We start from the raw sequence: 20,619 nt of genomic DNA, 5'->3' as shown, positions 1-20,619 counted from the left end.
CGGCCACCCGCCCAATCAGTTGCTGCAACTGCTCGCCACCGCCTGTGCCCGATGGGAGCCGTGCCGTGACGGGAGCATCGCGCAATCGCTGTATGCCGACGTCGGGGCAGCGTCGCAGACCGATCACGAAGGACGGACAACTTGTCCCCAATCGCCAACATATCCCGGCATGAACATGATACAACTTACCCGGGTAGGGCGTGATTTCACGCCGCGCTTCGAGGAGTGCAGGGAACCGGGGAGGCAGCTTTGGGAACGATGGTGCGTTCACCCAACGGTTTCCTGTCTGCACTGTCGGCAGACGACTATGAATTGATCCGCCCGCATCTGCGAACGGTCGATTTGCCCCACGACGCCGTGCTGGTCGAGACCGGTGAGGCGCTCGAGCGCGCCTATTTTCCCCACCGCGGCGTCATCTCGCTGGTGGTGGAGCTGGCCAAGGGCGAGCATGTGCAAGTCGCCATGATCGGCCGCGACAGCTTGCTCGGGACGCTTTCGACCATGGGCGATGCGTGTGCGTTGAACACCGCCATCGTGCTGGTTCCCGGCGTCGCCTCGGTGGTGGATCTGGAGCGGCTGCGGATCGCCGCCGACCAGAGCAGCACCCTGCGCACGTTGCTCGCGCGCCACGGGCTGGCGGTCTACGCCCAGGTGCAGCAGACCGCGGGCTGCAACGCCGCCCATCCGGTGGAATCGCGGCTGTCGCGGTGCCTGTTGCACACCCACGATCTGTCGGGCGACTCCCGACTGCTGCTGACCCAGGAGACCCTGGCACAGATGATCGGGGCGCGGCGCAACAGCGTGTCGCTGGTCGCCAACTCCTTGCAGCAGGCCAATTTCATCCACTACAGCCGCGGACACATCCAGATCACCAATCTGGACGGCCTGCGCCAGACGGCCTGCGAGTGCTACGCCATCGTGAAGGCCCAGTACGACCGCCTGCTCGGCACGCGCTGATCGCCGCGCTCGATTGGTAAACGGCCGGCTAATGCCGACCTGCAAACACGGGCCATCCTGCTACCGGAACTGAAATTCGAATGCGGTAGACACGGGGCATGCCTCGCGCCGGCACGTGCCGCGCGCCAACGAAACGTGATTGATCAAGGCAGGCCATGTTTGACGTAACCGTCGCGCCTGCACAGAAGGCGCTCGATGCCGAACCTGCGCGCGAGCCGCGCGCATACGAAGCGCTGGTGCGCGAGATCGGCGAGGACGGCGCCTCTGAAGTGCGCGATGTATTCTGGAGCGAGACCTGCGTGCGCCTGCAACTGTTCCGCACGCTCTCGCCTTTGCAGCACCACGCCAGGATCGCGCGGGAAGCGCATTCGCTGAAGAGCGCGGCCGGGACGTTCGGCTATGTCAGGCTCGCAGCGCTGGCGTTGCGGCTGGAAAAAACCACGGAGGGTCTCGGCGAGACGGAATTCCGCGTTCTCCTTGACCGGATGGATGCCGCCTATGCCGCCGCCCGCGCGCAGGAGCCGCCGCGCAAAATCCGCCGTACTTCTACGGTTTGGGATTTTTAGAGATGGCTAATCATGGGTCGCGATAGTCCTGGAAAACCAGGAGGGTTTTCCATGTTCACCTACGAGACCGCAGACCAGAAGGAGGTTCGTCGCTTCCGCATTGCACAGTTCAATGGCCGGATGGCGACGGTGAAGGCCGGCGGGTCGACCGTGACCGGCTTCGTGCGTTCGGTGCTGGAGCAGGAATCGAGCATGCCTCCACGCTGGACCATCACGATCATTCCGAACGCGCCGAAGGAAGAGATCAAGCCGCTGCGTCCCGCCGCGCGCGCACGTCCGTTCGCCGAAGATTATTTCTGAGCGTTTCCAAAGTTCTCGAGAACGTCTCGAGCTTCGTCCGCACCGCCTGCGGCGGCGCAATAGACCCGCTCAAACCTAGTCGATCGCATGCAGCAGCGCCGCGCGGACGAGGTCCGCGGTGTTGCGCGCACCGAGCTTGCGCATCGCCTCGGCGCGGTGGCTCTCGAAGGTGCGCGGACTGATCTGCATGCGAAGCGCGCCCTGCTTGTTCGAGTAGCCCTCGCTGATCAGCCTCAGCACCTCGCGTTCGCGCTTGGTCAGCCGCTTCTGGCCGGACGGGCCGAGGAGTTCGGCGTTCGGCAGGCGCTGCGGCTGCAGCACGCGGGCGGCCTTCGATTCTGCCTCCTCCGTGCCGGACGGGATCGGCAGGCCGCCCTTGTGAGGGCCGGCCAGCCGTTTGACCAGACCGCAAACGCGTTCGGTCTGTGCCAGCGCGTTCTCCACCACCCGCTGCAAATAGGCGCGATCGCCGGTAGCGGGCGCGAGCTGGTCGCTGTGATGCTTGATCTCGCCCATGTAGAGCAGGAGCGCCGTCAGGGGGCCGTTGAGCTCGCGGGCGATGGCAGCGGCCATTTCGTCGGCTGCCTTGGCACGGACGGCGCTCAGGCGGACGAACTCGGGCTCTTCAGCGGAAGCAGCGCTGCCTTCGTGCCATTCCGACGGCCGCGAATCGCCGGCCGTATCATTCTGTGACCCCATGTCACTGATTTAGCGGAACCTGGGCCTGTCTGTGGTTAACTTTTTGCTCCGTAAGACTACGGTGATTTAGGCCATTTTGCGCAAAAATAGCGGCTTCGGCACAATTTATGCTTGCGCGGTGCTGCACCCGACCATGCAAGGGTTGAGCTTTCCCCAAGATCTGGGCTGAGCGGATAGGACTCCTTGGCCGCGGCCTTCCCCTGACCTCCGCCCCGGGTTTACGGAATAATTAACGGCGGCTTGCTTCTCTAGGGAGGTTGAGAGCGCGCAAATGCCTCCACGCATTGGGCCCGCAAGCCCGCGGGACACGCTGCGAAAGATTGCGTGCCATGAACGAGATCGATCGGCTGTCGGAATTCCTGCAGAGGCTGACGCCGCTGTCGCGCAGCTGTCTGCTCAGCGAGCTCGAACGGCTCGAGCTGTGCGGCATCGACATGCCGGGTTCGGCCGACATCCAGTCCCGCCTGCGCGCCGAGTTCCGCAAGGACGGATCGACCCAGGCGCGCGCCACCAATCCTTCGCGTTATTTCTTCGCGCCGCTGGAGCTGCTGCTGATCGACGGCGCGCCCGAGCATGCCAATATGGGGCGGATCTCGCGCAACACTCTCACTCCGATCTGGGAATGGATCTGCCGCGACCTGCTGCCGACCATGGCGCGCGACTACATCAAGGCGATCAACGACCAGGTCGCGGCCAACAACCCGAAGGAAGTGCAGAAGATCGCCTCGACCTTCCAGACCAAGGTCGTCAAGGTCCTCGAGAGCACGCTCACCTCGCCAGAGAGCGCCGACTCTGCGCGTGCCAAACTCGCGCAATACACGGCCTCGCGCACCGCCTTCGATGACGTCGTGAAGATGCTGCATGTGTTGCGCGCCGGCGATGCGCTGCCGAAGTTCGACGAGGAGCTGCCCGAGAAGATCGCGAAGTTCGACGACGGCCGGGTCGCGCAGATCACCGCGCAACTCGACGCCTTCAAGAAGGCGCATCCCCATGCGGTGCCCTTCGCGCTGGCGCTGGTGGCGCGGCGCCTGAAGACGTCCTGGCAATTGGTGCGGCTCGCCACCAAGGCCGCTGCGAGCAAGGCCGCCGCAGACGTTGCCGCCACGCCCTATGCCTGCGTCGTTCCCATGGTCCTCGACCGGCTCGACGACAAGCGTCTCGCGCTTCGCTTCGCGCTCCGGCACAACCGGGTGCTGATCGCCCGCGACCTGCTCGCCGAAATCTATGACACCGAATATGCGCTCAAGGTCCGCATCGACGGCATCGAAAGTTGCGAGTGGGGCATTCGTCTCCGGCAATTGATGGACGCGATCGCAGCGCTGGTGTCCGCCGAGGTGAGCCGCTTCCCGTCCAATGTCGGACACATCCTCGGCTCGCGCCGCCTGCGCAGCCACGACACGATCGGCGGCAAGCTGACTTATCTCGCCTGGAAGGGCCGCGACGCGATGCAGGACGGTGCGGCGGCGTTCCGCAAATTGATCGGGCAAAACTAGATCGGGGTTCGGTCGCGAAGCAACACGTTGCGCGCGGCTACCGCGGCAGGCACAGGAAGCGATCCATAAATCGCCCTGACAGCACGAATCTGAACCACCAAGATATCATTCGCCGCATCGACATAGCTGTAATCCTCGACAGCCCTCCACCGGCTACGCGGACCAATAGCGCAGCTGCGGCAATGCACATGTGATGTGTTTCACACGCGCGCCGTCTCATCCGGCGCGCCTTGTCGCAGAACCGTCACGAGCGAAATCGAGACATGCGCGCATCGCGCGAAAATGAATTCTTCGGCCGTGCCATCACTCCTATGCTCCGATCCATCGCTCGAGCATTGGGAAGGAAATCCGCGATGAGGTCGAACCGACGGATATTGACGATGTCTGCCCTGCTCACGGTCGCGCTGGCGCTGACTTCCACGACGATGGCGCAGACGGTGCCGCAGCAAGGCAATGCGGCGCCGACCGCCGACAATGCGGTGCTGCTCACCGTCTTCTTCAAGCATGACCAGTCCCGCCCGTTGAACGAGCTGAATGCGCAGCTCGACAAGCAGGGCTTCTACAAGGCGTTTCCGCCGCCCGGCGTCGAGGTCGTGAGCTGGTACGTGATGATGGGCATCGGACAGGTGATCACGCTGCGCCTGCCGGCCGGACGGCTGCGCGAGGTCAACCGCGTCATCGAGGATACCGCGTGGGGCGCTTACCGCACCGAATTCTATCCGACGTATGACTACAAGGCGATCGGCACGGCGCAACACGAAAAAGCCGCCGGCAATTAATCCTGCGGAAGCGTCATCGTTGAACCGGATGGCGATGCAACCGCGTCGCTCGTCTCAGTTCATCGGCAAGCAACGACAGTCGGACGCGCGAGGAAGATTTCGCCTGCGCTGACTTGTCGTTGCCTGTGTGGTGCTCGGGTATGCGAATTCTTCTCGAAGATTCTGTCGACAAATTAGCTCGAATTGCAGGGCTTAACGTTACTCAAATTATTCAAGAACGATGTGAAGCTCTCCTTATTTGAACCCACGCTCAGCGTTTAAGAAAACGTCACGGAACGGGAGTGGTGTAATGAACGATGGGATGACTGAACTCGTCGGCCGGAGGCCTGTGACCTTCGGACGGCGAAAGGTGACGCCGCGCGCTTGCGTGGCCGACAGCAAGCGTCACTTGCGCGCCTTTCTCAGCGAGGTGCTCGAGGATCTCGGCTTCGTCACCTGCGAATGTGCCAGCGCCGATGAGCTGAAGACCGTGCTCGCCACCGAACTGCCGGACCTGATCCTGCTCGGCGTCGCCGCCGATGGCATCGAGCCGGGACGATTCCTCGAGATATTGGTGCGCGAGGCATTTGCCGGCAGGGTTCTCGCCGTCGGCGCCCGCGAGTCGATCATCGTCAAAGCCGTGCGGCAGGTCGGTGAGGAATATGGCCTTGCGATGCTGCCGCCGCTCACGACGCCCTTTGCCGCGGAGACGCTGCGCGAGCGCGTTGCGATGCTGCTGCCGGAGGAGCCGGCGCCGAGCCCGGCCGTGCATGTCGGAGAAGCCTTGCACGCCGGCTGGCTCGAGCTGTGGTACCAGCCCAAGATCGACGCGCGCACGCTGGTGCGCAGCGGCGCCGAGGCCTTGGTGCGGATGCGGCATCCGACCTGGGGCGTGGTGCCGCCGGCCTACTTCATCCCGGAGCCGCACGATCCGCATTTTCGGGAGCTCTCGGAGTTCGTGATCGATCGTGCCTTGCAAGACTGGCATTATCTGCTGGAGCAACAAAGCCCGGTCGATCTGTCGATCAATCTGCCCGCCTGCTATCTCAGGGAACCGCAGGCCGTGCGCGATCTCTGCCGCCGCGTGCCGACGCATCCGGCCTTCGGCGGACTGACCGTCGAGATCGACAGCCAGGAAGCGACCCGCGATCTCGACCACCTGACCGAGGTGGCGCGCGAGGTCGGTCTGCACAACATCGGCTTGGCCGTCGACAATCTCGGCGCCGATTGGCCGGAGCTGATGGGCCTCGACAGGATTCCCTTCGTCAGGCTGAAGGCCGACCGGCAGTTCGTCACCGGCAGCGGCAATGACCGGCTCAAGCGCACGGTGTGCCGTCACATCGTCGAGCTGGCCCAGAGCTTCGGCGCACGCGCGGTGGCGCAAGGAGTCGAGAGCCGCGCCGACCTCGTCGCGGCGAACGAGCTCGGCTTCGACCTCGTGCAGGGCTTCCTGTTCGGCAAGCCGATGCCGCTGAAGAAGTTTGCGAGGAGCGCGCTGACCCGGACCGTGATGGGGCAGGCGTGAGGCCGATAGGCTTCAGGCAAACCGCCGCGCGAAGACGACGCAGACGACCACGAGCGCGGTCGCGGCGATCATGCTCCAGGCCACGGGCTCGTGCAGCAGAAGACCTGCGAGCGCGAGGCCGAAGAATGGCTGCAGCTGCTGAAGCTGGCCGACGCGCGCAATGCCCCCGATTGCGAGCCCGCGGTACCAGAAGATGAAGCCGACGAACATGCTGAAGACCGAGACATAGGCGAGCCCGATCCAGGCGGGCACGTCGACGCCGCTCCAGGCGGGCGGCCACGTCAGGATGGCGAGCGCCAGCATCAACGGCAGCGCGAGCAGCAGCGCCCAGGAGATCACCTGCCAGCCACCGAGGCGGCGCGACAGCGCGGCGCCTTCGGCATAGCCGAGGCCGCACAGCACGATCGCGGCCACCATCAGGAGATCGCCGGTGAGCGACGCCGCGCCGTCGCCGGAGAGGGCAAAGCCGGCCACCGTGGCGCTGCCGAGCACGGCGAACAGCCAGAACAGCGGCTGCGGCCGCTCGCCGCCGCGCAGCACGCCGAAGATCGCGGTCGACAGCGGCAACAGGCCGATGAAGACGATGGAACGCGCCGAGGTGATGTGCTGGAGCGCGAGCGCGGTCAGCAGGGGGAAGCCGACCACGACGCCGATGGCGACGATGGCGAGCGAGGCGAGATCGTGCCGCTGCGGTCGGGTCTGACGGAGCACGACTAGCACCGCCGCCCCGATCAACGCCGCGATGACGGCGCGCGCGGACGTCAGGAACAGCGCGGAGAAGCCGCCGACGGCCACGCGCGTTGCCGGCAGCGAGCCGCTGAAGATGATGACGCCGAGAAGCCCGTGGCCCCAGCCGGTGGCGGTAGAGTGCATGGCCCCCCCTTTTGGACGGCGATCTTCGGACTTCCGCGATGGCAAGGACAGCGACAATTCAGTACAATTCTGCCAAACTGTATTGATATGGAAGGTCGCACAGTTTGGACGGCGAGGCGCAGACAAAGGGGCGCAACGGAACGCGGACGATCGACGTGATGAGTGCGATCCGCGCGAGGGTCGCTGCCCGCGCGCTCGGTGCCGGCGACCGGCTGCCATCGATCCGCCGTCTTGCCGCGGCCATGGGCGTTTCGCCGTCCACTGTGGTGGAAGCCTATGATCGCCTGGCGGCCGAAGGCCTGATCCGCGCCCGCCGCGGCTCGGGTTTCTATGTTTCGCCGAGCGTCATGCCGCCGCTGGCCTTGACCGAAGCCGAGCCGCGCCGCGACCGCGCGGTCGACCCGTTCTGGGTATCCAGGCAATCGCTCGATGCCGACGCGAGCGTGGTCAAGCCCGGCTGCGGCTGGCTGCCGCCCGACTGGATGCCGGAGGACGCCTTGCGCCGCGCCGCGCGCGCACTTGCCCGCACGGATGCGAGCGTCTCGACCAATTACGGCACGACGTCCGGCTCGCCCGCTCTGCGCCGGCTGCTGCTGAAGCGACTCGCCGAAGACGAGATCGAGGCCTCGGTCAACCAGCTGATGCTGACGGGTTCCGGCACGCAGGCAACCGACCTGATCTGCCGCTTCCTGCTCCGCCCCGGCGACACGGTGCTGGTCGACGATCCCTGCTACTTCAATTTTCGGGCGCTGCTGCGCGCGCATCAGGCGAAGATCATCAGCGTGCCCACCACGCCGTCGGGCGCCGACGTCGCGCGCTTCGAACAGATCCTCGCCAGCGAACGGCCGCGGCTCTACATCACCAACTCAGCCCTGCACAACCCGACCGGCGCGACGACGTCGCTGCAGACCGCGCACCGGCTTCTGACAGCGGCGGCCGCGCACGATCTCACCATCATCGAGAACGACATCTTCGGCGATTTCGAGCCGGAGCGCTCGCCGCGCCTTGCCGCACTCGACGGGCTCAATCGCGTGATCCGCATCGGCAGTTTCTCCAAGACGCTGTCGGCCTCGGTGCGCTGCGGCTATATCGCGGGACGCGCCGACTGGATCGAGCAATTGGTCGACCTCCAGGTCGCGACAAGCTTTGGCGGACCGAGCCCGGTTGCGACCGACATCATCGCCAATGTGCTGGCCGGCGGCAGCTATCGCAAGCACATGGATGAACTGAGACGGAAGCTCACCCGCACCCGCCGCGACATCGCGCGCAAACTTCAGGCGCTGGGAATCGAGCCTTGGCTGATGCCGCGCGGCGGCTTCTTCCTCTGGTGCCGCTTTTCCGATGGGCTGGACGCCACGGCCGTTGCGCGCGCCGCACTCGAGGAGAACGTCGTGCTCGCGCCGGGCAACGTGTTCAGCGTGGCGCAGACGGCCACGAGCTTCATGCGATTCAACGTCGCGCACATGAACGAGCCGCGGATGTGGGACGTGCTGCGGCGGGTGCTGGCCGGTCGCAAGACGTAACTTGCGCCGGACCAGCCGCCTCAGTTCGAATCGAGCTTCCCGGTCCAACGATTCCTGCGCTTCCAATATGGACAGTGCGGACAGGACTCTCCGATCGGGTAATCAATGCCTCTTCATGCGGATAGCACCGCTGCTCGGAGCAACCCATCCGTTGCCTCAAGAATTGAACGCTAGCCAATCAGCAGCCCAAGTTTGGCGGCCGTTTGCAGGAATTGACGGAGGTCTCCCGCCACGGCCGCCGGATCTACCCGCTCTACCGAGGACTGATGTCGGTCAGCGGCATTTGCCATGCCGCCACAAATCACTTCGACCAGCTCATCGAAACTTCTCGAGCCGTCGAGAAGCTGAAGAGCCTGGCATCCACGCTCATCTTCCAGACGAACGGTCTGATGCAACATGTTCGTAACCATGGTGTCGCTCTGCGATTGCATGCGTGCGACCGGGCTGGCGAGAGGCCGGTCGCTGACATGCCGTGTCAGCTTGGGGCGCGACAGGAAGAAGCCGACCTCTCCGCTGCAGGCAAGAACGAACATTGCCTCCACCAGTAACTGAACATCCTCTGCCGAGGGCAGTTGCGGGTCCAGCTGGCGGGTCGCTTCATCGACCAATTCATCGAACGTCAGCGTCGATGGCCATGCCCTCCCGAGCGTGAGATACGCTGACTTCAACAGAGGATGCGAAACGCGTAGCGAACTTCCCTCCTGGGTCTTGAACTCCAGCTCGGATGTATCCGCCAGGCAGAAGTCCGGCGCGACCGGTTCTGTCGAGGACAGCAGATGGAAGCGGCGCACGAAGTCCATGTTGATCTTGCGCTGGAGCGGAACATCGCCGTGACAGAGCAGGGTTCGGCGGAATCCGAATCCATCGATGAAGTCCTGATACTGGTCGCGCGCCATGAATTCGGCGTCGGGAAGGCAATAGGCTCGCAGACAATGACGTTCGGATTTAGCATTGCCTCTCTTGGCAAGCCATGCAGGGGCTACACCAGACACCTCTGGCGTGCGGTAAGGCCGGATTTTGCGGGGCTTTCCTGAAGCCGTTGAGCGGCCCGAGACATAGGTGACAGAACGTACCGGGCACATGGGTTACACTTTCCGCTTTTGTTCTGCGGGAGGTGTGGATGCCGTGGAAAGCGAGTTCGGTAATGGAGGAGCGCCTTCGCTTTGTCGCCCGCCTGTTGGACGGGGAAGCCATGACGGATGTCTGCCGGGAGTTCGGCATCTCCCGTAAGACCGGCTACAAGATTTTCGATCGCTACAAGGAACATGGCCTGGAGGCGCTGAGCGACCGCTCCAGGCGGCCGGTTCGCTACGCCAATCAACTGCCGGCCCAGATCGAGACGCTGATTGTCCAGCTCAAGGCCGAGAAGCCGCATTGGGGGGCCCGCAAGATCCGCGAACTCCTGGTGCGACGGCTCGACGGCGATGTCCGGGTGCCGGCCAAAAGCACCATTCATGCGGTGCTCGATCGCCACGGCCTGGTCAGGCGGGGCGGCGGGCCGCGCCATCGCGCGCGCGGCACGTCGCTATCGCAAGGGACTGCCCCGAACGATGTCTGGTGCGCCGACTTCAAAGGCGAGTTCAAGCTTGGCAACAGCCATTACTGCTTCCCGCTGACCGTCAGCGATCATGCCGCGCGCTTCCTGCTGCTGTGCGAGGCGCTCGACTCCACGCGCGAGGAGCCTGCCATGACCGCCTTCGAGCGCCTGTTCCGCGAGCGCGGCCTGCCGCTTGCCATTCGGTCCGACAATGGCGTGCCGTTTGCCAGTCCCAATGCCTTGTTCAATCTTTCCAAGCTCTCGGTATGGTGGCTCCGCCTCGGTATCGCCATCGAGCGCATCAAGCCAGGTCATCCGCAACAAAATGGCCGGCACGAGCGCATGCACCTCACCCTCAAGAAGGAGGCCACCAGGCCGCCTGGCTTCAACAGCCTGCAACAGCAGGAGCGCTTCGATGCCTTCGTGCACGAGTTCAATACCGAGCGCCCCCACGAGGCGCTCGGCATGAAGTGCCCTGCCGAGGTCTACACGGCCTCAGCGCGGGCCTATGCCGGCCTGCCGGAGTTGAGCTATCCCTTCCACGACCGCGACGTCGTCGTCACTGCCTGCGGCCGCCTCTGCCTGCATCGCAAGAGGATCAACATCTCAACCGTCCTGGCTGGCCAGAAGCTCGGCATCAAGGAGGTCGACGAGGGCATCTGGCTCGTCAGCTTCATGCATTACGATCTCGGCTATTTCGATCTCGAACAGAAGACCTTGCAACCTCTCGACAACCCGTTCGGTCCGAGGCCCATCACCGATGTCCCCGCCACGACCACGGCGCCCTGACGGAGACGCGCTCTTGTGCATTCTTGGCATGGAAGGCCACTTGCTTGGCTCCGCTGTCGCGGTCAACCCCGAAGCCCGAAGGGGCGCGGCACGCGCGGGGTTGACGGCGATAGCGCGAGCCGAGCAAAAATAGCCGTGCCATGAATGCGTCACGCTGAAATGCAGCAGATTGCAGGCCATCTCAATTTGAAGCGAACTTGGAGCAGATGACTTTGAAACCCCGCGACAACCCGATCGGCACGAGGTTGTCACCCATCTCTTAGGTACGTTTCGTTACCCATGTCTCCGGGCCGGACACGTTTTATTATGGCGGAGAGGGAGGGATTCGAACCCCCGATAGGCTTGCACCTATGCCGCATTTCGAGTGCGGTGCATTCAACCACTCTGCCACCTCTCCTGAAGGCGCCATATAGGAGCTGCGGCCCCTGTGGTTGGGGGCGTTAATAGGCGAGGATGGCGGGCCAGACAAGGCGCCAAAGGGGAAAATCCGCTGCCTCGTTCAGCCCTTGTCGTCCCTCTTGGCCTGGAGCTCCGCTCCGATGAACCGGAACGGAGCCCTGGATTTTTGTTTTGACGCGTTTTCTTGACGCGAACCGGTGGCCACTTCGCTGGAAAACGCTTTTGCTCCGAAAGGAACCGCCATGGAGCATCTGACGATCTCGGCCAATGGCGCCGATTTCCACCTGGTCCGCGCTGGAAAGGGCAAACCGCTGCTTTTGCTGCATGGCTGGCCGGAATTCTGGCTGACCTGGGAGCCGGTCATGGCGCGTCTTTCGGATCGCTTCATGCTCGTAGCGCCGGACCTTCGCGGCTTCGGCGACAGCGACAAGCCCGATGGCCCTTACGGGCCGGAAGGCCACGCGGCGGACATGCTGGCGCTGATGGACGGGCTCGGCATCGACCGATTCGGCGTGGTCGGCCATGACGTCGGCGGCGCCATGATGCAGCCGCTGGCCCGCCAGGCGCCCGGGCGGCTCGCCGGGCTTTTCTTCTTCGACTTCGTCTATCCCGGGATCGGGCCGCGCATGGCCGCGCCTGATAGGCTCAACCACATCTGGTACCAGTCCTTCCACCAGATGGAGATTGCGCCTGCGCTGATCGGCGCGAGCCGCGAGAGCTGCCGGCTCTATATCGGCCATTTCCTCAAGTGCTGGGCGCACCGGAAGGGCGCCTTCGACGACGTCCTCGACGCCTTCGCCGACAATTTCTTCAAAGACGGCAATCTCGCCGGCGGCTTTGCGCATTATCGCGCCTCGCATGCCGGCCGGATCGCGATGATGAAAGGCGAAGCGCTACCGCTTCCAACGATTGAGGTGCCGACCTGCGTGCGCTGGGCCGAGCACGATCCGCTGTTTCCCTATGCGTGGACCGATCGGCTGGGCGAGACGTTCAGCACGCTCGATCTTGCGATGTTTCCCGGCGTCGGCCACTTCCCGCATCGGGAAGATCCCGATCGCGCGGCAGCCGAGATCGCGGCGTTCTTTCAGCGCGCCGGCTGGAGCTGAGGGGATGAGAACGGGGTGGGACCGCCAGACGCGGTAAACACTGGCGGTCCCGTGCCGCTCATTGAAATACTGGCCGGGAAGGGCGGCTTCGCCGGCCGAGTGGAAGCGACGATTCGACCCTAGCGTGTAGTCCGCATGGCGCAACGCAATCCGGTCCTTAACCTAACCGGTCAAGGTTACTCTGGAGCCCGGACGGGCTTCAGGTCCTCGTCTGACGCGTTTTCTTGACGCGAACCGGTCTCCACTTCGCTCGAAAACGCTAGCTAGTCCGCTTTACCCTTTTTCTTCCCGTTCTCCGTGGAATCCCGGTCTTTTCCGTTGCCGTTCTCCTTGCGGCGGTTGGTGAAGCGCGCATTGCCGAGCCCGGTGCCGATGGTGAGCACGCCCCAACGATCGACGTGCTGCATGAACGGCACTTCCGACAGCCCCTGAACGACACCGTCATTGTGCATCACGATCGCAGCATCGTGCTCGCCGATCTGCGGGATGGCTTCGATGAGGCTCGCCGGCAGGTTGAACTTGCTGCTCTCCCAATTGCCGGGGAGATTCTGCGCGCCCTTCTCGATCGAGCCGTCCGCGTTGATCACTCCGGGACAGGCGATGCCTATGAACGGCGCGAGCTTGAAGCCTTCGGCCTCGGCGTCTTCGATCAGGCCTTCGAGCATCTTGACCAGCCGCTTCACCGCGACTTCGCGGCTCGGCTCGTCATCGGCGTGACGCCACAGATCGGATTTGAAGACCACCGCCTTGGACAGGTCGGGCGCCTTCTTCCACCGTGTCTCGACGATGCCGCAGCGGATGTTGGTTCCGCCGATGTCGACGGCGAGAATGCTGTCATAGGCCTCGAAAATCCAGGAGGGCGCGAGGTGCAGGGCTCCGATCAGGCCGGCATCGTCAGGATCGAATCGAATCGGCACCAGGTCGACCTTGAAGCCTTCCGATTTCAGGATGATCTCGGCCCGGGCAATGGCAATTTCGCCGAGCCGGCTGGCGCGAAAGCCGCCGCCGACCACGATGCATTCGGTCTTGGCCCAGGCCTTGGTCTTGAGGAATCGCCGCGTGACGTAAGCGAGCTCCTGCGCGAAGTCCTCGATCGCGCTGTGCACGACGGCCGTTGCCTCGGTGTCGTCGCCGACCAGGACGGCATCAAGGGACTTCTTGCTGAGCTTGTCGGACGGCTCGTCGCCGAACGGATCCTCGCCGCTCTTGCGCAGCGGCTTGCGCCATTCCTCGAGGATCTCGCGAAACGCCCCCTTGCTGGCGCGATCGCCGAGAAAGCCGTCATCGTCCTTGATCTCGATGTTGAAGCTGTCGACATCGACCGACGGCAGGCGGCTCGCCCCGTGCTGGGCGATACCCGTTGTCTTGACCAGCTCGTCCGTAGCCATGGTAGCCCTTGCCCGCGTGTCCAATTTGCGAGGACACAACGGGATGGGAACCGGTTGGTTGCAGAGCGGGCCGGAGATTCTCCGAACGTTCGGAAATGGCTCAAATCCTTCAAATTCGGGCCCTTTTCGGCGGTTTGCCTTGACTCTCCGCCCCCGGCGGCTATAAGTCCCACAGCCGGCGCGGGGCGTTTCTCGCGCCGCTTGTTTTTGCCTGGGTTTTCAAAGGGATAACTCCCGCCCGCGCAGACTCGCATAAACCCGTAGCGACTGACAAAAAGCCGGCCCGGACGATACCCGTCGCGAGGCCGGGATTGAACACGAAGGAAAAAAACGATGTTCGCAGTCATCAAAACCGGCGGCAAGCAATACCGCGTCGTGCCGGATGATGTCTTGGAAGTAGGCAAGATCGAAGGCGAAGTCGGCTCGATCGTGCAGTTGAATGAAGTTCTGGTGGTCGGCGGCGACACGCCGGTGCTGGGCGTTCCGACGGTCGCGGGTGCGTCCGTCGCGGTCGAGGTGCTCGACCACAAGCGCGGCCCGAAGGTCATCGCGTTCAAGAAGCGCCGCCGCAAGAACTCGCGCCGCAAGCGTGGCTACCGCGACGAGATTACCGTGCTGCGCGTCAGCGAGATCCTGACGGATGGCGCCAAGCCCACCAAGGGCCCGCGTCCGAAGAAGGAGAAGGTGGCCAAGGAGCCGGCAACGGAAGCCGCCGAATAAAACGGAATTGATCACGCCAATTCACGAATTGAGGCGTGAGAAATTTTGAAATGATTCCGTCAAGGAATTGATCTAGAGATACGCAGGATTTCGGAGACGAGCCATGGCTCACAAAAAAGCAGGCGGTTCATCGCGCAACGGACGCGATTCCAAGGGCAAGCGCCTCGGTATCAAGGCGTTCGGCGGGGAGATCGTCACTCCCGGCAACATCATTGCGCGTCAGCGCGGCACCACCTGGCACCCCGGCCTTAATGTCGGCATGGGTACGGACCACACTTTGTTCGCCAAGATCGAGGGCCGCGTTGCGTTCCAGGCCAAAGCCAACGGCCGCACCTTTGTATCGGTACTCCCGATCGCAGAGGCTGCTGAATAGACGGTGGATCAAATTGGAGTCCGCCGGTCCCGACTGAACCGGCGGAGTCCCAGAGATCACAGAGATCGAAGGCTCCAGGGGAGGCGGGAAACCGGCCTCCCCTTTTCTTTGCTCACTTTGACTTAGTGACTTTCACGGAGCCGGACATGTTGCAGGATTTCTCGAGCGTGACCTTGCGGGAGGCGAGACCCAGCGTCGTCGCCACCGAGCGGCTGACCTTGCGGCGGCCGACCCTCGCCGACGTCAGGACCATCGCCCGGCTCGCCAACGACCGCCGTGTCGCCGAGAACACGCGCCGCCTGCCGCATCCCTATTCGCAGGACGACGCCGCCGAATTCATCCGCGCCACCGCCGAGCTCGGCAGCGAGACCGTGTTCCTGATCGAGCACGATAGCGGACCGGTCGGCATGGTCGGCATCGATTGCTCCAAGCCCGGCAATGCCGAGCTCGGCTACTGGCTCGGCGTCGAGCATTGGGGCCAGGGCTTTGCCACCGAGGCCGCACGCGGCGCGATCGACTTCTTCTTCGAGGAGTTCGAGGACGATCATCTCCATGCCGGCGCCCGCGTCACCAATCCGGCCTCGCGCAAGGTGCTGGAAAAGTGCGGCTTCCAGTGGAGCGGCGTGCAGCTGCACCGCTTCCTGGCGCTGGGCTCCTCCACGCCCGTCGACTGCTTCCGCCTGTCACGCGGCGTGTGGGCCTCACTGAAGAGCTGGAGCAGTGCGCGACGGGTGAGATAGCTTACCCTCCCCTGGAGGCCCTGGAGGGGGAGGGTCGGCTCACATTGAGCGCAGCGAAATGTGAGACGGGGTGGGGTGACAGTCTCTCAGCGGAAGCAGTCCCCGAGCGGAGAGATCACCCCACCCCGCTCGCGCTTCGCGCGATCGACCCTCCCCCTCCAGGGTCCCTCCAGGGGAGGGTAAGAGCTACGCTGGCGGATTCACTTCGCTGCTCGGACGTCCCAAATCCCGTTCGCGCAAGTAAATGTAGAACCCGGCGCCGATGATGATCGTGGCGCCGACGAGTGTTGCGATGGATGGGACGTCGCCGAACACGACGAAGCCGAAGATCACGGCCCAGACGATCATCGAATATTGATAGGGCACGACAACGCTGGCCGGCGCGAGCTTGAGCGAGCGGTTGACGCAGAACAGCGCGGTCACCGAGACGCATCCGGCGAGCGCGAAGATCACGAGACTGCCGGGGCTCGGCGGCACCCAGTGGAACGCCGACAGCACGGCGCCCAGCGAGAACGTGCCGACGAATTGCGACGATGCCATCACGATGTCGGGCGTCTTGCGCAGGCTGCGTGTGATCAGCATCAGCGTTGCGAAGGAGAGACTGCCGCCGAGTGCGATCAGTGCCGGCAGGCTGACCGTCTGCGCCGAGGGGCGCAGCGCGATCAACACGCCGCAGAAGCCGATCAGGATCGCGGTCCAGCGCCGCCAGCCGACCCTCTCCCCTAAGAAGATCGCCGACATTGCGGTGACGAAGATGGGACCGGCGAGATAATAGGTAATGACGTCGGCGAGCGGCAGATAGACCGTCGCGAGGAAGAAGGCCGCGACCTCCAGCGTCGAGAGCACGACGCGAAACAGCTGCAGGCCCGGCCGCTCCAGATGCAGGAACTGGTGGCGCTGCTTCCAGATCAGCGGCGACAGCAAGAGCAGCGCCGCGCAGGCGCGCAGGAACAAGAGCTGTCCCACCGAATAAGTCCCGACCAGGAACTTGCCCATGGCGTCGCCGAACGAGAACATGAAGATCGACAGCACCATGAGTCCGATGCCGGCGAGGCGCGCGGAGCGATCGTCATAGGCGGAGGGATTCTTGAAGAGGGGCATTGATCGGACTGTCAGAGATCGTCATTGCGAGCGCAGCGAAGCAATCCAGAATCTTTCCGCAGCGACCGTCTGGATTTGCTTCGCTGCGCTCGCAATGACGGGAAAGAGCGTCGCCAGTAATCTTGCTTGCGGCCGTTTTAATGACGAGAGCGACACGGACAAGCCCACATCCACCAAATTGAACCGATTGTCGCACTCTTCGCATCGCGGTAGCGATACAGGCGACATCGACGAAAGAGCCCTGACATGACCGATTTCGATCCGGCCCAGCATCGCATGATCCCGACGCAACGCTGGTTTGAGGATTTCGTCGTCGGCGAACGTTTCGTGCTGCCGAGCCGAACCCAGACCTCGGCAGTGTTCGCCGCATTCCAGACCGCGAGCGGCGACACTCATCCGGTACACTACGACGTGGAATATTGCCGCGCCCGCGGCATGCCACATCTGCTCGCCCACGGCTTCCAGACCCTGATCCACACCGCGCCCGGCGCGGGCCTGTTTCCATTCATGGTCGAGGAGTCCCTGGTCGGCTTCCTCGAGCAATCGAGCCGGTTTCTCAAGCCGGTGTTCGCCGACGACACCATCTATCCGGCGCTCGAGGTCACGGAGCTGGTGCCGGGGCGCACCACCGGCGTGGTGACGCTCAAAAGCACCGTGTTCAACCAGCGCAAGGAGCTGGTGCTGGAGGGCACGCAGAAATTCCTGCTCAGACGGCGACCGGCTGGTTAAGCAAGGGCCGAAATTCGCGGAATTTCGGCCGATTTGCGCATCGATCCGGGTTGCCGCACGGGACCGGCTGGCCTACCTATGGCCCATGAAATTCCTCGACGAAGCAAAGGTCTATATCCGCTCCGGTGACGGCGGAAACGGCTGCGTGGCGTTCCGCCGCGAGAAGTTCATCGAATTCGGCGGTCCCTCCGGCGGCAATGGCGGCCGCGGCGGCAATGTCATCATCGAGGTCGCCGACGGGCTCAACACGCTGATCGACTACCGCTACCAGCAGCACTTCAAGGCCCAGAAGGGCGAGAACGGCATGGGCTCCGACCGCCACGGCGCCAATGGCAAGAACATCGTGCTGAAGGTCCCCGTGGGCACGCAGATCTTCGACGAGGATCGCGAGACGCTGATCCACGACTTCACCAAGGTCGGCGAGAAATTCGTGCTGGCCGAGGGCGGCAATGGCGGGTTCGGCAATGCGCATTTCAAATCGTCGACCAACCGCGCGCCGCGCAACGCCAATCCCGGCCAGCCCGGCGAAGAGCGCTGGATCTGGCTGCGGCTGAAGCTGATCGCGGACGCCGGCCTGGTCGGCCTGCCCAATGCCGGCAAGTCGACCTTCCTCTCCAAGGTCAGCGCGGCGAAGCCGAAGATCGCCGACTATCCCTTCACCACGCTGCATCCGCAGCTCGGCGTCGTGAATGCCGACGGCCGCGAATTCGTGCTGGCGGATATTCCCGGCTTGATCGAGGGCGCGCATGAAGGCGCGGGCCTCGGCGACCGCTTCCTCGGCCATGTCGAACGCTGCCGCGTGCTGCTGCATCTCGTCGACGCAACCAGCGAGCACGCCGGCAAGGCCTACAAGACGGTGCGCAAGGAGCTCGATGCCTATGGCGGGCAGCTCACCGACAAGGTCGAGATCGTCGCGCTGAACAAGATCGACGCGGTCGAGCCGGACGAACTGAAGAAGCAGAAAGATCGCCTCAAGCGCGCCGCCAAGAAGACGCCGCTGCTGCTGTCCGGCGTCACCGGCCAGGGCGTCAAGGAAGCACTGCGGGCGCTTGCGGATGTGATCGGCGAAAGCCCGGTCTCGGCCAAAGCCAAGAGCGCCGCCGAAGCGGAGCCGTGGTCGGCTTAAGGCGGGCGGCGCTCTCTCCATACCTCTCGCCAACGGGGAGAGGTCGATTTGCGCAGCAAATCGGGTGAGGGGGCTCAGGTCCCACGAGAGAGCGCAACCCCTCACCCGGCGCCGTAGCCGAAGCTTGCTTCGCCGTTCTGCCAAGTACGGGCGCCAAAGGCGGCCTATGCCGACCTCTCCCTCCGGGCCCTCCGGGAGAGGTTGTCTTCGCGCCATCGATAGAGCAGCATTCAGAAAATCAAGAAGGGGCGGAGACAAAGCATGGCGCGCGCGAAGAACGTACTCTGGATCATGTGCGACCAGCTTCGCTATGACTATCTCGGCTGCACCGGCCATCCCACGCTGAAGACACCCAACATCGACGCCATGGCGAGGCGCGGCGTGCTCTTCACCAAGGCCTATGTGCAATCGCCGATCTGCGGCCCGTCACGGATGTCGTTCTACACAGGGCGCTACATGCGCTCGCACGGCTCGCACTGGAACGGCTGGCCGCTGCGTGTCGGCGAGCCCACGCTCGGCGATCACCTGGGCAAGATCGGCGTGCGCAACGTGCTGGTCGGCAAGACCCACATGGCGCCCGATCTCGAAGGCATGAAGGCGCTCGGCATCCCGCCGGAATCCGTCATCGGCGTGCACGTCGCCGAGTGCGGCTTCGAGCCTTACGAGCGCGACGACGGCCTGCATCCGACCGGTCGGCCGCGGCCGAAATACGACGAGTATTTGCGCAGCCAAGGTTTTGACGCCGCCAATCCGTGGGAGCATTGGGCCAATTCGGGTGCGGCTGACGACGGCTCGCTGCAGAACGGCTGGCTGCTGGTGCACGCCGACAAGGCCGCGCGTGTGCCCGACGAGCATTCCGAAACGCCTTACATGACGCGGCGCGCGATGGATTTCATCAGCGAGGCCGAGACCGACGGTCGGCCGTGGTGCCTGCATCTGTCGTATATCAAGCCGCACTGGCCCTACATCGCGCCGGAGCCCTACGCCAGCATGTATTCGAGCGAAGACATGATTCCGGCGATTCGCTCCGAGCGCGAGCGGCAGAATCCGCATCCGGTGTTCGGTGCCTATATGGACATGCGCTACTCTCGCAACATGGCGCGCGACGAGGCGCGGGAGAAGGTGATCCCGACCTATATGGGCCTGATCACCCAGATCGACGACCAGATGGGCGTGCTGATGAAATTCCTGGAGGCGCGCGGACTGCTGGAGACCACCATGATCGTGTTCACCTCCGATCATGGCGATTATCTCGGCGATCACTGGATGGGCGAAAAGGATCTGTTCCACGAGCAGTCGGCCAAGATCCCGCTGATCATCATCGATCCCTCCAGGGACGCCGACGCCACGCGTGGCACGCGCAGCGATGCGTTGGTCGAGGCCATCGATCTCGCGCCGACCTTCGTCGATTATTTCGGCGGCAAAGTGCCGGGCCACATCCTCGAAGGACGTTCGCTGCTGCCGCTGCTGCGCGGGCCCACGCCATCAGACTGGCGCAAGGTGGCGTTCTCCGAATACGACTACGCCATGCAGGACGTGCGGCTGAAGCTGAACCAGCCGATCGAGCGCTGCCGCCTGTTCATGGTGTTCGACGGCCGCTGGAAATACATCCACGCCTCCGGCTTCCGCCCGATGCTGTACGACCTCGAAACCGATCCGGAGGAATACGTCGACCGCGGCGATGACCCGGAATGCGCAAGCATCATTGCGCGGCTGCAGGCCGAGCTGTTCGACTGGGCGCTGCACCCGAACGACCACATCACGACACCGCGCGAGAAAATCGCCTCCTATGCCGACAACCAGCTCCAGGTGAAGGGCGGCATCCTGATCGGCATCTGGGACGAGAAAGAGCTCGCCGCAATCAAGGACGGCCTCGCCCAGCGCGCGAAGATGTAGCGAACAGGGCACAGCTTTCTT

At 63.9% G+C, this 20,619-nt stretch carries 20 protein-coding genes and 1 tRNA gene; 15 read left to right on the top strand and 6 right to left on the bottom strand.

Going from position 1 to position 20,619, the window contains the following annotated elements; genetic code table 11:
- The first annotated feature begins 258 nt into the window (after positions 1-258).
- The 3 genes from P6U27_RS02040 (at position 259) to P6U27_RS02030 (ending at position 1,823) form a co-directional block, all read left to right on the top strand.
- Positions 259-957, top strand: coding sequence for a Crp/Fnr family transcriptional regulator (locus P6U27_RS02040; protein ID WP_174221622.1), 699 nt, complete (start codon positions 259-261; stop codon positions 955-957).
- A gap of 155 nt (positions 958-1,112) precedes the next feature.
- On the top strand, positions 1,113-1,523 hold the full coding sequence (locus tag P6U27_RS02035; protein ID WP_122400446.1) for an Hpt domain-containing protein: 411 nt from the start codon (positions 1,113-1,115) through the stop codon (positions 1,521-1,523).
- Positions 1,524-1,574: 51 nt separating this feature from the next.
- Positions 1,575-1,823 (top strand): hypothetical protein, encoded by a 249-nt coding sequence (locus tag P6U27_RS02030; protein WP_122400445.1) that lies wholly within the window; start codon positions 1,575-1,577, stop codon positions 1,821-1,823.
- A 75-nt stretch (positions 1,824-1,898) separates the two neighbouring features.
- On the opposite strand, the gene P6U27_RS02025 is transcribed toward P6U27_RS02030, so the two are convergent.
- Positions 1,899-2,522 carry a LuxR C-terminal-related transcriptional regulator gene (locus P6U27_RS02025; protein WP_407193598.1) on the bottom strand — a complete coding sequence of 208 codons (624 nt, stop codon included), beginning with the start codon at positions 2,520-2,522 and terminating at the stop codon, positions 1,899-1,901.
- A gap of 329 nt (positions 2,523-2,851) precedes the next feature.
- On the opposite strand from P6U27_RS02025, the gene P6U27_RS02020 reads away from it, so the two are divergent.
- The 3 genes from P6U27_RS02020 to P6U27_RS02010 all read left to right on the top strand — a co-directional run bounded on the left by P6U27_RS02020 (position 2,852) and on the right by P6U27_RS02010 (position 6,298).
- Positions 2,852-4,015, top strand: coding sequence for a hypothetical protein (locus tag P6U27_RS02020; protein WP_122400443.1), 1,164 nt, complete (start codon positions 2,852-2,854; stop codon positions 4,013-4,015).
- A gap of 353 nt (positions 4,016-4,368) precedes the next feature.
- Positions 4,369-4,794, top strand: coding sequence for a hypothetical protein (locus tag P6U27_RS02015; RefSeq protein WP_162500069.1), 426 nt, complete (start codon positions 4,369-4,371; stop codon positions 4,792-4,794).
- Between the two features lie 289 nt (positions 4,795-5,083).
- The gene (locus tag P6U27_RS02010; protein WP_122400441.1) at positions 5,084-6,298 is read left to right on the top strand and encodes an EAL domain-containing protein; all 1,215 of its coding nucleotides are present in this window, start codon (positions 5,084-5,086) and stop codon (positions 6,296-6,298) included.
- 12 nt (positions 6,299-6,310) lie between these two features.
- Here the strand turns inward: P6U27_RS02010 and P6U27_RS02005 are convergent, their stop codons facing one another.
- Entirely contained in the window at positions 6,311-7,171 is an 861-nt protein-coding gene (locus P6U27_RS02005) for a DMT family transporter (RefSeq protein WP_122400440.1), read from the bottom strand.
- A 158-nt stretch (positions 7,172-7,329) separates the two neighbouring features.
- Between P6U27_RS02005 and P6U27_RS02000 the strand changes: the two genes are divergently transcribed.
- Positions 7,330-8,694 carry a PLP-dependent aminotransferase family protein gene (locus P6U27_RS02000; protein ID WP_407193597.1) on the top strand — a complete coding sequence of 455 codons (1,365 nt, stop codon included), beginning with the start codon at positions 7,330-7,332 and terminating at the stop codon, positions 8,692-8,694.
- A 170-nt stretch (positions 8,695-8,864) separates the two neighbouring features.
- On the opposite strand, the gene P6U27_RS01995 is transcribed toward P6U27_RS02000, so the two are convergent.
- The gene (locus P6U27_RS01995; RefSeq protein ID WP_407193596.1) at positions 8,865-9,590 is read right to left on the bottom strand and encodes a hypothetical protein; all 726 of its coding nucleotides are present in this window, start codon (positions 9,588-9,590) and stop codon (positions 8,865-8,867) included.
- Positions 9,591-9,814: 224 nt separating this feature from the next.
- Here P6U27_RS01995 and P6U27_RS01990 point away from each other — a divergent pair, with 224 nt between their 5' ends.
- On the top strand, positions 9,815-11,020 hold the full coding sequence (locus P6U27_RS01990) for an integrase core domain-containing protein (RefSeq protein WP_122400437.1): 1,206 nt from the start codon (positions 9,815-9,817) through the stop codon (positions 11,018-11,020).
- Positions 11,021-11,327: 307 nt separating this feature from the next.
- Here the strand turns inward: P6U27_RS01990 and P6U27_RS01985 are convergent.
- Positions 11,328-11,417, bottom strand: a tRNA-Ser gene (locus tag P6U27_RS01985).
- Between the two features lie 244 nt (positions 11,418-11,661).
- Here P6U27_RS01985 and P6U27_RS01980 point away from each other — a divergent pair.
- Positions 11,662-12,525: an alpha/beta fold hydrolase gene (locus tag P6U27_RS01980; RefSeq protein ID WP_122400436.1), complete on the top strand. Its 864-nt coding sequence runs from the start codon at positions 11,662-11,664 to the stop codon at positions 12,523-12,525.
- Between the two features lie 263 nt (positions 12,526-12,788).
- On the opposite strand, the gene P6U27_RS01975 is transcribed toward P6U27_RS01980, so the two are convergent.
- Positions 12,789-13,913, bottom strand: coding sequence for an ROK family protein (locus P6U27_RS01975; RefSeq protein WP_122400435.1), 1,125 nt, complete (start codon positions 13,911-13,913; stop codon positions 12,789-12,791).
- A 333-nt stretch (positions 13,914-14,246) separates the two neighbouring features.
- On the opposite strand from P6U27_RS01975, the gene rplU reads away from it, so the two are divergent.
- From rplU to P6U27_RS01960, 3 genes are all read left to right on the top strand, one after another.
- A complete protein-coding gene (rplU, locus tag P6U27_RS01970) occupies positions 14,247-14,633 on the top strand; it encodes a 50S ribosomal protein L21 (RefSeq protein ID WP_027572946.1) in 387 nt (128 codons plus the stop codon).
- Positions 14,634-14,736: 103 nt separating this feature from the next.
- Positions 14,737-15,006: a 50S ribosomal protein L27 gene (rpmA, locus tag P6U27_RS01965; RefSeq protein WP_008538809.1), complete on the top strand. Its 270-nt coding sequence runs from the start codon at positions 14,737-14,739 to the stop codon at positions 15,004-15,006.
- Between the two features lie 146 nt (positions 15,007-15,152).
- The gene (locus tag P6U27_RS01960) at positions 15,153-15,746 is read left to right on the top strand and encodes a GNAT family N-acetyltransferase (RefSeq protein WP_162500068.1); all 594 of its coding nucleotides are present in this window, start codon (positions 15,153-15,155) and stop codon (positions 15,744-15,746) included.
- 186 nt (positions 15,747-15,932) lie between these two features.
- Here P6U27_RS01960 and P6U27_RS01955 read toward each other — a convergent pair whose 3' ends face one another.
- A complete protein-coding gene (locus P6U27_RS01955) occupies positions 15,933-16,847 on the bottom strand; it encodes a DMT family transporter (RefSeq protein WP_122400433.1) in 915 nt (304 codons plus the stop codon).
- Between the two features lie 246 nt (positions 16,848-17,093).
- Between P6U27_RS01955 and P6U27_RS01950 the strand changes: the two genes are divergently transcribed.
- The 3 genes from P6U27_RS01950 to P6U27_RS01940 all read left to right on the top strand — a co-directional run bounded on the left by P6U27_RS01950 (position 17,094) and on the right by P6U27_RS01940 (position 20,598).
- A complete protein-coding gene (locus P6U27_RS01950; RefSeq protein WP_122400432.1) occupies positions 17,094-17,576 on the top strand; it encodes a MaoC family dehydratase in 483 nt (160 codons plus the stop codon).
- Positions 17,577-17,661: 85 nt separating this feature from the next.
- Positions 17,662-18,702: a GTPase ObgE gene (gene obgE / locus P6U27_RS01945; protein ID WP_122400431.1), complete on the top strand. Its 1,041-nt coding sequence runs from the start codon at positions 17,662-17,664 to the stop codon at positions 18,700-18,702.
- A gap of 261 nt (positions 18,703-18,963) precedes the next feature.
- Positions 18,964-20,598, top strand: a complete 1,635-nt coding sequence (locus P6U27_RS01940) for an alkaline phosphatase family protein (protein WP_122400430.1) — start codon at positions 18,964-18,966, stop codon at positions 20,596-20,598.
- Positions 20,599-20,619: the final 21 nt, after the last annotated feature.

The organism is Bradyrhizobium sp. STM 3566 (genome assembly GCF_045571445.1).
Taxonomy (GTDB): Bacteria; Pseudomonadota; Alphaproteobacteria; order Rhizobiales; family Xanthobacteraceae; genus Bradyrhizobium; species Bradyrhizobium vignae.
Note: the sequence above shows the minus strand (reverse complement) of the source record. Positions and strands in the feature narration are given on the sequence as shown.